This window comes from Thalassotalea sp. LPB0316 (assembly GCF_014898095.1).
GTDB lineage: Bacteria > Pseudomonadota > Gammaproteobacteria > Enterobacterales > Alteromonadaceae > Thalassotalea_G.
The window spans coordinates 2,123,884-2,137,690 of the sequence record NZ_CP062946.1 but is presented as its reverse complement, the minus strand read 5'-3'; the positions used below and the strand labels follow the sequence as shown (position 1 = coordinate 2,137,690).

9 protein-coding genes are annotated in these 13,807 nt (G+C 41.9%); 4 read left to right on the top strand and 5 right to left on the bottom strand.

Annotation, left to right across the window (positions count from 1 at the left end; translation table 11 throughout):
* Positions 1-189: 189 nt before the first annotated feature.
* Together LP316_RS09470 and LP316_RS09465 are read right to left on the bottom strand one after the other, a co-directional pair.
* Positions 190-648 carry a MaoC/PaaZ C-terminal domain-containing protein gene (locus LP316_RS09470; RefSeq protein ID WP_193020754.1) on the bottom strand — a complete coding sequence of 153 codons (459 nt, stop codon included), beginning with the start codon at positions 646-648 and terminating at the stop codon, positions 190-192.
* Between the two features lie 242 nt (positions 649-890).
* Positions 891-2,444, bottom strand: a complete 1,554-nt coding sequence (locus tag LP316_RS09465) for a long-chain-fatty-acid--CoA ligase (protein WP_193020753.1) — start codon at positions 2,442-2,444, stop codon at positions 891-893.
* Positions 2,445-2,932: 488 nt separating this feature from the next.
* Here LP316_RS09465 and LP316_RS09460 point away from each other — a divergent pair, with 488 nt between their 5' ends.
* A complete protein-coding gene (locus LP316_RS09460; RefSeq protein WP_193020752.1) occupies positions 2,933-4,111 on the top strand; it encodes a CaiB/BaiF CoA transferase family protein in 1,179 nt (392 codons plus the stop codon).
* A gap of 84 nt (positions 4,112-4,195) precedes the next feature.
* Positions 4,196-4,954, top strand: coding sequence for a YdcF family protein (locus tag LP316_RS09455; RefSeq protein ID WP_193020751.1), 759 nt, complete (start codon positions 4,196-4,198; stop codon positions 4,952-4,954).
* A gap of 147 nt (positions 4,955-5,101) precedes the next feature.
* Here LP316_RS09455 and LP316_RS09450 read toward each other — a convergent pair whose 3' ends face one another.
* Positions 5,102-5,860, bottom strand: a complete 759-nt coding sequence (locus tag LP316_RS09450; protein ID WP_193020750.1) for a Nif3-like dinuclear metal center hexameric protein — start codon at positions 5,858-5,860, stop codon at positions 5,102-5,104.
* A 275-nt stretch (positions 5,861-6,135) separates the two neighbouring features.
* Between LP316_RS09450 and LP316_RS09445 the strand changes: the two genes are divergently transcribed.
* A complete protein-coding gene (locus tag LP316_RS09445) occupies positions 6,136-8,748 on the top strand; it encodes a TonB-dependent receptor plug domain-containing protein (protein ID WP_193020749.1) in 2,613 nt (870 codons plus the stop codon).
* Between the two features lie 138 nt (positions 8,749-8,886).
* Here LP316_RS09445 and LP316_RS09440 read toward each other — a convergent pair whose 3' ends face one another.
* Positions 8,887-11,700: a M16 family metallopeptidase gene (locus tag LP316_RS09440; protein WP_193020748.1), complete on the bottom strand. Its 2,814-nt coding sequence runs from the start codon at positions 11,698-11,700 to the stop codon at positions 8,887-8,889.
* Positions 11,701-12,153: 453 nt separating this feature from the next.
* Positions 12,154-12,903 carry a class I SAM-dependent methyltransferase gene (locus tag LP316_RS09435; RefSeq protein WP_226960707.1) on the bottom strand — a complete coding sequence of 250 codons (750 nt, stop codon included), beginning with the start codon at positions 12,901-12,903 and terminating at the stop codon, positions 12,154-12,156.
* A gap of 112 nt (positions 12,904-13,015) precedes the next feature.
* Between LP316_RS09435 and gloB the strand changes: the two genes are divergently transcribed.
* On the top strand, positions 13,016-13,807 hold the full coding sequence (gene gloB / locus LP316_RS09430) for a hydroxyacylglutathione hydrolase (RefSeq protein WP_193020747.1): 792 nt from the start codon (positions 13,016-13,018) through the stop codon (positions 13,805-13,807).

Genomic DNA, 13,807 nt, shown 5'->3' with positions numbered 1-13,807 from the left:
CAAGTGTTGGAACCATGTATGATTGCTCTTCATCAGCTTAGCTATTAACAGCATGTTCTGAGGAATCAGGCGACTCATGCGTTTACAGTGTTGGTGTTGTATCCTGATTAAACAACTCGTGTTGTTTTTCATGTACATTCAGCCCTAACGATAAATTTATCGGCTTAGCTGCTTTTTCAGGGCTAATACTTATACTCTTGATTTACAGGCCAAAATCATTTCACAGCGAATACTGAGTACTGGCTGATTGAGTTGATTTTTTGTCACAATGGAGAAATAAACACTACCTCTTGCATTATTGCCTAAGGTTTTTAGATCGGTAATGGTAAGTTGCGCGCTTAAGACATCGTCCGCAAAGACTGGCGCTAAAAACTGGCAATGGCTGATCTCTTTACCAGCAATTACTGCCCACTGGCTAAATACATGATCAAAGCTCATCCGCTGGTTGATACTTAGCGTGTGTAAACCACTTGCAATGAGTTGACCAAATGGGCTTTGTTTAGCCTTTTCAGGGCAGATATGAAATGGCATCGGATCATAAGCCTTAGCAAACTCAATGATCTCCGACTCACTAATACTTACCGCACCATATTCGTATACTTGCCCTATAGCTAAATCTTCCCAACAAGTGATTGGTTCGTCATACATATAACAACTCCTTTTAACTAGCTAAAATCATATCTGCTGCTTTTTCTGCAATTGTAATCGTTGGGCATTGGTATTTGACGAAATTAACATTGATTTATCAGTACCATCAGCGTCCATCAGATAAAACTTGTTGTTTGTTTTTTCTATAAACGGGGAGCTAAGACACCGCCGGTGCTGCCAGCGCCGACTATGACATAGTGATAAATATTGGTAATCTCCCTAAAGGATAAAAGAAAAACGCCCTAGCCAATTTTTTGTTGTTCGTTTTGCCAGTATGGCTCTCGTAAGACGTTCTTTTGAATTTTCGCAGCGCCGGTTATTGGGAAAGGCTCAGTTCTGAATTCGACCGAACGAGGTGTTTTATAACCTGCGATATATTCGCGGCAAAAATCAATTAATTCTTGCTCTGCACAGCTATGCTCAGGTTTAAGTCGCACAATAGCGTGGACGCTTTCGCCCCATTCAACCGATGGTATACCGATAACCGCTACTTCATGCACCGCAGGGTGTTTAGACACGGCTGATTCAACTTCAGCAGAGAATACGTTTTCGCCACCTGAGATAATCATATCTTTAACGCGATCAACAAGGAAAATAAACCCTTCTTCGTCGACATAACCAGCATCGCCGCTGTGTAACCAACCATCCTTAATTGCCGCTTGTGTTTGCTCTTCTTTGTTCCAATAGCCCATCATAACATTAGCGCCTTTAACACAAATTTCGCCCACTTCATTTGGCGCTAAATCCTTGCCGTTTTCATCTTTAATCGCCAATGCAAGTGTGTAAGTCACTCGACCAGCTGAACGAATTCGACCAGCTTTTTCACCTTCAAGGACATGATACTCAGGTGGTAAGACCGAACAAACGGGTGCCATTTCAGTTTGACCATAAGCTTGACAAAAGCCCACGGTAGGCATCTTGTTCATCGCTTCCAACAACGTCCCTTCAGGCATAGGTGACGCACCATAAATAATTTGCTGTAAGCTAGATAAATCAGCATCGGCGAGTTTTTCATCGGCCAACAACATATTAACCATTGTTGGGACGAGTAATGTATCGGTAACCTGGTCACGCGCGATTACATGAAGTACTTGCTCGACATCAAAAGCAGGAATAATGGTAATGGTGATACCACCAATAACGCTCGCCCAACACATAGCGCCTGCAGCTAAATGGAACATTGGACCAGCAACCATCATCACTGGATGTTCACGCTCTTTTAACCTTAACTCCATTAAAATAGAAAAAGAGCTACTCCAAACATTTTGATGTGAGAGCATCACCCCTTTAGGAAAGCCAGTTGTACCACCAGTGTAGAAAATCCCTAACATATCGGTCGGTTGAGCGTCGTGAGCAGGCATTTCAGTTGCATTATCAACGAGCGATTCGTAGCTAACCATACTCTCTGGCGTAGCTTGCTCCCCCATAAAAATTAACGGATGAGCAGGTGCAATGTCATAAGCCGTCGGCAAAAACATATCGTCAACAAATAACATTTTTGCGCCAGAATCATTATAAGCATATTGATTTTCACTCACCGACCAACGAATGTTCAGTGGTACCATTGCAACACCAGCCCAAGCACATGCATAGTAATATTCAAGATAACGATCAGAATTAAGCGCTAAGATCGCTACGCGATCACCTGGGGAGGCCCCTTGACTTAAAATACCTGTTGCCAATTTACTGATGCGTTGCTTAACCTCTGCCCAAGAATGCTTGCGACCATTAAAAATAGTCGCGGTATGATTAGCATAAAGGTTGGCATTACGTTCGATTGCTTGTGTAAAAATCATAATCTCTAACTCTGCTCTTATTGTAATAATTATTAGGAAGTATCCAGCGCGTGTGACCTTAGCTATTTTTATTTTGGTCTCGCTTTAGCGGTAACATATAGCGTTACCACATCGGTATTAGGTTGTCGTTCGCTAACTTTCTAGCATTCCCCACAAAACCCCTAACACAGGTGACACGTCCCTAACTCTCTCATGTAAATTCATCATAGAACTTAGTCAAAACCCGCCCAATAACAAAAAAGCACCGTTTAATTGACATTTAGTTCGTTAATTGACGACCTACAGTAGCAACGCAACACCTAAGCACCATGGCTTAAAATAGCAGCCCTAAAGAATTAACCATGCGTTACCAACGAATTAACAACCACCCTAAAGAAAAGCCTAGGCAAAGGTCAAAATTGTTAATCTAGAGGTGTTATTTAACACTTGTTGTGTTTGCCACTCTTGCATAGAGTGTAAGTTGCTAAATCGTTATAAAGAGTTTTTCTATGTTGTTATCCTCATTAAAGGTACTCGACTTTTCAACATTGTTACCTGGGCCATTTGCCACTATGATGCTAGCGGATTTAGGCGCCGATGTGCTTAGGGTGGAAGCGCCGAACCGCGCAGATCTCACGCGACACTTGGGCGAAAAAGATAGCGATGGCGTATCTTATGTTCACAAAACCCTTAATCGCTCAAAGCGCTCTCTTGGGCTTGATTTGAAGTCGCCTGAAGCCATCGAGATCATCAAAAAACTGGTGATGGATTATGATATTGTCGTTGAGCAATTTAGACCTGGGGTAATGGAGCGTTTAGGCCTTGATTACGATGCGTTAAAAGCCATTAACCCAGCCCTGATATATTGTTCAGTAACCGGTTACGGCCAAACGGGCCCTTATAAAGGTAGAGCGGGACATGACATTAACTACTTGGCCATTTCAGGCCTCGCCAGTTATACCGGCAAAAAACATGAAGGCCCACTGCCAGTCGGCTTTCAAATAGCCGATGTCGCTGGTGGCTCTATGCACGCAGTAACAGGTATTTTAGCGGCGGTTGTGCATCGCACGCAAACAGGTGAAGGCCAATACCTTGATATTAGCATGACGGATGCAGCCTTTGCTTTAAACGCAATGGCTGGCGCTGAAGCCGCTGGTGCTGGCGTTGATGCTGTTCGTGAATCCATGGTGTTAAACGGTGGTAGCTTTTACAACCACTATGAAACCAAAGATGGTAGATACTTCTCTGTAGGAGGGCTTGAACCACCGTTTATGAAAAGATTATGTGATGTAATTGGCCGCCCCGAGTTGTTTGAAAATGGTTTAGATTACAGTCAATCCTCACAAGCACCATTAGTAGATGCGCTCAAAACAGCGTTTAAGACCAAAGACTTCGCCGAGTGGCAAAAGGTTTTTGCCGAAATAGACGCCTGCGTTGAGCCAACCTTATCAATTAATGAAGCATGCCAACACGAGCAAATACAAGCACGTAATATGATCGTTGAAGTGGAAAATAACAACGCAGCACCGATCAAACAAATCGCTTGCCCAATTAAATTCTCCTCTGGCGAAGCGCAATACAAATTTACTGGTGCAACATTAGGTAAACACTCTGAGCAAGTCTTATCAGAATGTGGCTATAGTCCAGAGCAAATCGACGCGCTAAAAGCAGCAAAAGTAATAAAATAGTGCCATCTATATTAAGGGGATGGTTTTTCAGCCATACCCTGATATAGTCTAAGTTAATAATTAACTTAAGTTTTTGGTATAATAATGGATTTCCTTTTTACCTTAAAAAAGCTCTTCGGCATGTTCGCTAGCCCTACCGGCCTGATCCTCATATTTTTGCTACTCGCTATTATTTTTTATAAAGCAAAACCCAAATTGAGCTTTAGAACACTATGCCTTGGTTTTGTCGTTTTCCTGTTAGGATCAATGCCACCGATTGCCGACCGGTTACTCTACCCTTTTGAACAGCAATACGATGCCCTAAATACCATCCCACAAAATAGTGAATACATTGTTGTACTGGGCTGTGCACATACTAGCGATGAAACCATGCCTGCGTTAAGTCAATTGAAGGATTGTTCTTTGGCCCGTGTCGTTGAAGCGGTTAGATTGTATCGACTCCAACCCAATTTAACGATTATCACTTCAGGCTCAAACTTTGACGAGCGTATTTCCAATGCGCAAATGGTTAAACGCGCCGCTATCGAGCTTGGTGTACCTAGCAGTAAAATATTAACGGAAAACTATCCATTAGACACCGAAGAAGAAGCTCAGTTAATCGCCCCTCGCGTGCAAGGGAAAGGCGTTATATTGGTAACGAGCGCCAACCACATGCCAAGGGCAGTGAAATATTTTGAGCACTATGGCGTTGATGTAACGCCTGCACCGACACACTTTTTAGTCAAAGACTTTTATGGTGAAAAAAATTTGGGGTATTACCTGCCAAGACCTAGTGCCCTGGAAAAGTCGACACGTGCATTATATGAAAGCCTAGGCCAATTGTGGCAGTGGCTGAAGACGTGAAGCTGAAGCACGCATATGTTCTAAGGTTTTAAGGTTCTAAGGTTCTAAAGTTTTAGCTACCTTCCAACCTTCCTACATTCTTACCTTCCTACATTCTTACCTTCCAACTTTCCTACCTTCCAACCTTCCCACTTTCCAACCAACAGGCTACACCGGATTATTAATATCAATAAATTGAACGTCGAGGTCGAACTTTTCAGCGAGGTGTTCACCTAGCGCTTTCGCGCCATAGCGCTCTGTTGCATGATGGCCAGCGGCGAAAAAGTGCATATCCATTTCATGGCAGATATGCGTGGTTTGCTCTGAAACTTCACCACTAATAAAGGCATCAATACCTTGCTGAGCAGCTAAATCGATATAACCTTGGCCACCACCGGTACACCATGCCACGGTCTTGATGGTTTTGTTTGATGGCGGTGAAATGTGTAGTGCTTTACGTAAAAGCGCTTGATTAATTCGCTGAGCAAAAACCTCACCAGATAACGCCTCTGGCAACTCGCCTTGAACAGCTACGCTAAATGGGTTGCCAACTTCTAGAGGGCCTGTAACCTCAATATTGAGTAATTTAGCAAGTTGAGCGTTATTACCCAATTCACCATGTATATCTAAGGGCAAGTGATAAGCGATCAAATTAATATTGTTATCGATTAACTTTTTAATTCGTTCAAACTTCATGCCGGTAAGTGGCGCTGGTTCATTTTTCCAAAAATAACCATGATGCACCAATAACGCATCGGCTTGTGCTTCGATTGCTTGGTCGATTAATGCTTGTGAGGCCGTTACACCGGTAACAATCTTATTAATTTGCTCAGATCCTTGTACCTGTAACCCATTTGGGCAAAAGTCTTTGATCTGCGAAGCTTGTAGTAATTCATCAAGATAGTTAATCAGTGCGCTAGTTTTCATGTTTGGCTCAATTTTGTAATGATTTGCTGACATTTTAACTTAAATTCAAAATAAACAACACGTTAAAAATATTTCCCCGCTTGCAAATTACGACACCCATCGTAATATAAGTTAAGCACTTGTTATCTCAATGTAAAAATAAAATCTTACATTTAGTAAGTATTTTATTAATATTTGACAGGCAAGATGCTTAGTGCAACTGCACACTTTGTCATCTAATCGATTTTTCGAAAGCAGTATTTGACGGATAAAAGAAATATTATAAGGAATATAACATGTTAAGGTTTACTAAAAAGACCGCACTCGCGCTTTCAATCTCATCAGCACTTATCGCTAGCCAAGCTGCTGTAGCTGCAGAAGAAATTGAGCGCATTGAAGTAACTGGCTCGCACATCAAGCGAACCAATATGGAAGGCCCATCGCCTATCACTAGCTTATCTGCTGATGATATTGCAAAAACAGGTGTTACTGATTTAATCGGCTTATTCGCTAAGTTACCGATTTCAGGCCAAGGCACCTTCTCTACCCAAGCTAACTCAAGTGACGATACCGCTAACGGTGGTTCGAGTGTTTCACTGCGTGGCTTAGGCGCAGATTCAACGTTAATTTTAGTCAATGGTCGCCGCGTATCAGTGAGCCCATTTGCTAAAGGCATTGATACTGCCTTCGTTGACATCAACAACATTCCAGTATCTGCTATTAAGCGCGTTGACATCCTAAAAGACGGTGCCTCTGCAACTTACGGCTCTGATGCTATTGCCGGTGTAATCAACATTGTTTTACGCGATGACGTAGAAGGTGTCGAACTATCGGGCAAATGGGGTGACACAGCCGATGGCGGCGGTGAAGAACAAAACTTATCAATGGTATTTGGTACCTCAAGTGATAAGGCTAGCCACACGTTTATTTTAGATTACTTCAAACGCGAAGAAGTATTATACGCCGATCGCGATTACGCAAAGTCGGCAAATCAAACGGCGCTTCGCCCGAACGATCCATATACCACAGACTTCAGAAGTTCATCGGGTATTCCTGGCACTATCGCACTAGCGGCAGATCCATCAAACCGTATTATCGACACCTTTGGTAATGATGTTTGTTCTCCCGAAGATACTGACTTAGCCAACAACCTTTGTCGTTACGACTATGCGCCTCACATGACAATGTTCCCAGCGACCGAGCGCTTTAGCTATAACTACATGGGTAAATATGAAGTAAATGACACCTTACGAGTATTTGCTGAGTTAAACGGTCAAAACTCAAAATCAACCATTCGCGGTGCTGGTAGCCCGAGCTTTAACGAGCTAACAATGGACGGTGACAACATCAACCACCCATTTGCTGATATGCCAACTCACGAGTTTTACCAACAAGACTTAACCATGCGTCGCCGTACGGTTGATATTGGTAACCGTGAAAAGCGCGTTGATACCGATTACTACCGTGCCATTTTAGGTATTCAAGGTGAAATTAATGAGTGGAGCTGGGAAGCAGCATATAGCTACATTAAGAGTGAATCAGTAGAGCGCGGCGTTAATGGTTTCCCGAACTCTCGTCGTACGCAAGAAGCGATTGATTCAGGCTTATGGGACCCGTTTGAGCCGTCAAGCAACTCACAAGAATCGTTAGATTACATTGAGACAACCACCACCCGTGTTGGTAAATCAACTAACCGTACACTCGATGTGAAATTCTCAGGGCCATTAATGGAAATGAGCCACGGTGATTTACTCTTAGCGGTGGGTGCAGAATATCGTGAAGAATCAATCTCTGACAACCCAGACGATCAATTCCTACGCGGTGAAGTATTTGGTACAGAAGCAACGCAAGCTAATGGTTCACGTGACAACATGTCGATCTTTGGTGAATTAGCCATCCCTGTACTTGATGAATTAGAAGTACAAATGGCCGTGCGTTACGAAGATTACTCTGACTTTGGCTCAACGACTAACCCGAAAGTATCATTTTTATGGTCGCCAACAGAAGATTTAAATCTTCGTGGTTCATGGGGTACAGCGTTTAGAGCGCCGTCATTACACCAAATGGGCTTAGGTCGTACCGACGAGTCACCAAACTTAGTCGATACCTTGCGTTGTGCCGCGATTGGTAACCAAGATCGCGCTTGTGAGCCACAAGAATACACAGCGGTATTTGAAGGTAACCCAGACTTACAACCAGAAGAGTCAGAAAGCTACAACTTAGGTGTTGTTTACAACATCACAGATAACTTGAACTTCTCACTTGATTACTACAACTACTCAATTGAAGACATTATCGACTCTGACACCCAGTTCTTAATGGATACACAAGGTTTAGATCCAAACGTAGTGGTTCGTATTCCAACGGCTATTCCAAACGATCCGGGCCAAGTGGTTACGATTAACGACGGCTTCCAAAATATTGGTGACTTAGATACCTCAGGTTTAGATTTAGACTTGCGTTACTTGTTAACCAGTGACTACGGTGAGTTCAGATTTGGCTACGTATTAAACTACGTGCTTGAGTACGAAGATAGACGCCCAGGTGAAAACGGTGGCACGCGTATCGACGCTCAAGAAGGTGACTTCGAACAACCAGAGTTTAGATGGACAGCCTCTGTTGATTGGACACAAAACGACTTCAACGCAAATATGGCAATTAACTACATTGATGCGTTTGAGCAAGAAGCTTCGGTACAAACGACCGGCATGCCAAAAGTTGGTTCAATGACAACGGTTGATGCGGCAATCAATTACTTCGGTATTGAAAACACGGTATTAACTTTAGGTGCAACTAACTTATTTAATGAAGAACCACCAATGGCTTACCATGACTTCATGGGCTTTGCCGTGAATGTTCACAGTGGTCAAGGCCGCTTTGCGTACATTAAAGCAAGCTACAAGTTTTAAGCTCACCGCTTAATTGTTAGCTATTAAAATGACAAAAAGGAGACCCAAGTGGTCTCCTTTTTTCCATTAAGCAGTGTTCAAAATCATGTGTGCTAGCGCTTGGCTGCTTATTATTAACCCAGAGCTTGAGATAGTAAGTTAACTAACCGATTGAATCAAACCATCGTTGACCATGCTTAAGCGTTTTTTGTTTGCTAAAGGCTCGGCTTGCAGGATAATAATATTCGGCTCTAATGGCGCGATATAGCGATTAAACACTTGATTTACTTTTGCTAGCGTGAGTTGCGCTAATATCGCCTTTTCTTTGTTTTGCTGATGAAATAGTGGCTGCTTAGTCATCACGCTTTCAAGTAAAGCTTTATGCACTTCATGTGTCTCAAATACTTTATCGTCTAATAATTGTGCTTTTAATACCTCGAAGTCATCCGCGTTAAAACCATTTTGGCTGATAAAAGCGATTGTCTCTTTGTATTTATCGATAACTTTTTGTCGATTTTCGTTTGCCGTAGTAACGTCGGTGAGTAGCAAAACTAAATCGTTATTATCAGCATATAACTGGCTTTGGACATAGTAAGTTAGGCCCTGATCTTCTCGTAAACTTCGCCATAACTGTGTGTTTTCGCCCCCTCCTAATAGCTTAGTCGCAACTTTTAGCGCGATAAAATCGTCGTGATAGCGGCTCAAGCTAATGCGATTACTCAAGTTTATCTCGCTATTGAGTTTATTGGCTTGGTAAAGTGTTTTGGTAAATTGCTCGCCACTTTGCTGCTGCTGTTTAGCTTCAATAGTATTGTTTACTTCAACCTTTTGCCGCGCGAGTAACTTATTCTCTAAAAAGAAGTTTTTCACTGCTTGATTTACATCATCTGGTACCAAACCTGCTGACATAATGATATGAGCTTGCGCAAACGAGTCAGTATTATCGGCTAAAAATTTAATCACCTGCTCAGCGCTAATAGCAGATAATTGCGCTAACTGATTGTCTGAATATTGATGTAGGTACTGTAAGCCCAGGCTATGGGCAATGGTATTTTTCTTATATTCGTGATTATCTCTAGCTTGCTGAATATACGCAGTAAACTTTTTGTTATCGATTGAAGGAGCTAACACTGGTGAGAGCAGACAACGCAAATCTTGAGCGTCAATGTTCTCTGCTAGGGCCGCGGTGTTAACCTCTACTAACAAGTAGTTGTCGTTCATTAAACTTACGCTCTCGCTAAAATGCTCACATGCTTGGCTAGTTTCTAATAGACTCAATAAATCAAATCGCTTGATCAGTTCGAAGGTTTTTCGATCAAACACTTTTGAGATCGGTTGTAATAAATAAAACTTTTTAAAGGCGACTGGCGATTGATAAAAAGTAAGTTCACCACCCTCTGGCCACTGATAATTAAACACCCTAGTTTCAATTTCATTTTGTAATAAATACTCATTGCGCACAGGCGCATCAATATTCACGTCGTTTTTTTCATATTGGCTACTATCGTATCGAGCCAAAATATCACGCTTACTTTGAGGCCTAACTTCGCGTGTGTTATCACTTTGGCTTGGGTTGTAGCTTACTGTGATCCTATGTTCATTGCCGAAATAGTGAGTCATTAATAACGCTAACTTAGCGAGTTGTTGTTCATCTTGCTTTCTGTAGATATCTTCCGTCCAAAAAGTGTAATCACCAAGGCGCTCGTCTTTTAGGTAAAAAGCATAACGGTAGTCACCCAAAGCAAGATAGTGCTGTAAGCTTTTCTCTCGATCATTCATTACCTGAAAGCTAGCTACTGCTATATTGATTGCTTGGCTAGCGACAATACTCTGCCAATCGATGTGATCAAGCACCTGCAAGATTTGCGCTTTTTTCGCTTCATCAATATTGCCGGTTATTAGCAAGAAAAATAGCGTGCGCTGTTTATCTGTTAGCGTCTGTTTACTAATAGTTGGTACTTCGTCAGGGAAAAGCTCAGCCAGTTGTTGCTTGACATAGCGATAGTAAAACTCTGATAACACAGTTAACTTGGTATAATCTTTACTGTTAAAGGTTGGTAGCTTAAAAGCTAAGGTTAATACCTGCTCGTTACCTGAGCCATAAATATCGATGTGGTGAGCAATACTAACCGCTTGGTTTGGCGATTGGGTAACGTTAACGCTATTTTGGTTTTGGTTTTGGTTATGGTTATGGTTGTGCTCGGTATTCGGCTGCTCGCTTATCGGGGCTTTTAAAAACAATTGCTGAATAGTGGTTAACGTGGCGAAATCATCAAAGTTACCTTTTACCAGTATCGTCATATTACTGGCGTGGTAGTAGTCGTTAAAAAAGGCGTTAACATTTGCTAGTTCTAGCGCTTGAACATCAGCTTTCGTGCCGACAACATGGTAACCATAATTACTGTGTGGGTAGGCGGCCTTAAAAAGTGCGTCAAGAATTACCCATAATGTACCACTCGTTCTGCTTGCTAATTCATCTAAAACAATGGCTTTTTCGAGCCTTAACGCCTCGTCTGTAAAGTTAGCATTTATCAAGCGCTCAGCTTCATACTGTAGTACTAACGCGACTTTTTCATCCGATATAGTAAACTTGTGATGATATGTGGTTTGTTCATACCGAGTTGTCGCATTGCTCTCGATATTTTTTTTAAGTAGATCTGTTTTTGCAACCGTGACATCGGTTCGGTTGGTTCTATGTAATAAATGCTCCAATAAATGCGCCAGACCTTTTTGATTTGGCGCTTCTTGCATCGAACCCACATGATAAATAACGTCAAGCTCGACATATTTAGTATTAGTATCTTTGACCAATAGAATTTGGATACCATTGGCTAATTTATATTCATTTACCCCGTTTATTGACCGAATAAACTCAACCTTATCCGGCAGTGTCGTCAAACCTTGGCTAACCCCTTTAGCAGGTAAAATAAATTGAATAACAGTTAGAAAAATGAATAACAACGCATACTTCACTGACTTCTCCTTTATCATGTCAAGTCGTTATAAAATTGTGCACAAATACAAGCACTAGCGTGCAAGGCTAAACAGTTAAAGTCACTATTTAATTAAAGAACTGCTAATACTCTGTCTTTGCTCGCATTTGATTAAAACATCAGGTGGAGAGATATATAGAGCCCATCCTTGGTCTGTGTACTAACCTACAAAAAATGCGTTTGTTTTATATAACCACATCAGTACACAAAAAATACAATAACACGATAAGCAAAACCTAAACAATTGCTTTTTAATAGATTTTCAATCTACTGTCGAGATTGAAACGAGCAACAAAGACCTTAAGACGAAATCACCAAACAATGCTCAGGTGTATTGTAGCGCAATGCTCTTCATTCGCTCGTTAGCGTTACTGAGGTTATCAGAAATGAATTAATACTTGAGTAAATCTCTTTAATGTTAAGTACCCAAGGGCTACTTTTTACATTGCGGCGGATTCATGGTTGATACTTTAACCGGCGCAAAACTTGGCCTGATCCGCACTTTCGGTTTAATGGGTGTGAGCGGCCATTCGCGTTTTTTAGCGACAATCACGTAAACAGAGCCGAAACTTGGCAATAACGTGTGCATGATTTGCTGCCATTTTTTAGTCACCAGGTTATTACTCATCTCATAAGCAAGTGGACTGTGTAATAACCGCTCATCAGATAAAATCTCAAAGCCCATCAAATTAAGCCAGTCTTTTACTCGCATCGGGGTAAAAAAGCGGCCATTCCACGGTGTTTTTTGTCGTCTAACGGGTAAAAAGCAATTAAGGCCAGCTAGGCTGATCGCATTAAAGCCGGTTATGACTAAATAGCCATTGGGGATCAATACCCTTGATGCTTCGCGCACGACATGATGAGGATCAATACTAAACTCCAAGGCATGAGCTAACACACAAACATCAACCGAATGCTTTACCAAGGGTAATTCATCGAGATCGCCAATGATCTGGGCATTCTCTTTAACTTGGCTTAGCGTCATTTGATGCTTAATCGCGCAGCCTTTCGTTGAAATATCACCGCTTAACGCACCAATCTTTAACAAATGATAACCAAAAAATCGTTGCCACCATGGCGATAAAGACTTATTTATCTCAAACAATATCGCTTCGCCGTTTGGCATATCCTGCCAGCGATGTGGGCGAATTGGCGTTTTGTATGACAACGCGGGTTTCATCATAACGTTTGCAAACACTCCATAGCGTAATGTTACCGATTTCGCGACTATATCGGTTATTATATCGATTACTGTATCGATGATAATAACCCGCTAATTAGCCTGAGGATAGTCTATGCCAACAACTGCTTATCAAATTGATGTGATTAAAGCCTTTAACGACAATTATATTTGGCTGTTAAGAAATCAACAATACGCTGTTATTGTCGACCCTAGTGACGCTAATGTGTGTATTAATTATTTGAAGCAACACGGCCTAATACTCACTGACATCTTAATTACTCATCATCACCATGATCACATTGGTGGGCTAAGCACGTTGATTGAATACAATGAGCAACGCGATCAGGCGACTCGAGTATACGCACCAAAGCTCAATGAAATCAGTGGCACAACCCACCCTTTAGTGGGCAACGAAACGATTGTATTGGAGCAATTCAACACAACATTTAAGGTTATCGCCCTACCCGGTCATACACTGGGTCATATTGGTTATGTTGATGACGCCTCGTTATTTTGTGGCGACACCTTGTTTTCAGCCGGTTGTGGCAGATTATTTGAAGGTACGCCAGCGCAAATGAGCCAATCATTAGCGCAATTAGCCCAGCTCAAAGACACGACAAAGGTCTATTGTAGCCACGAGTATACGCTGGCGAATTTAACCTTTGCCTTGATGGTAGAGCCCAATAACCTCGACATACTAAACTATTACAATCAAGTCGTAGAGGCGAGAAAACAAGATAAAACAACGTTACCGTCAACGATTGGGCTTGAAAAAACCATTAATCCATTTTTGCGTTGTCATTTGCCGCAAATACAACAAGCAGCTAGTGACTATAAAAACGCGATTATCACCACCTCTATAGAGACCTTTGCCGCCATTAGGCAATGGAAAGATAACGTGTAA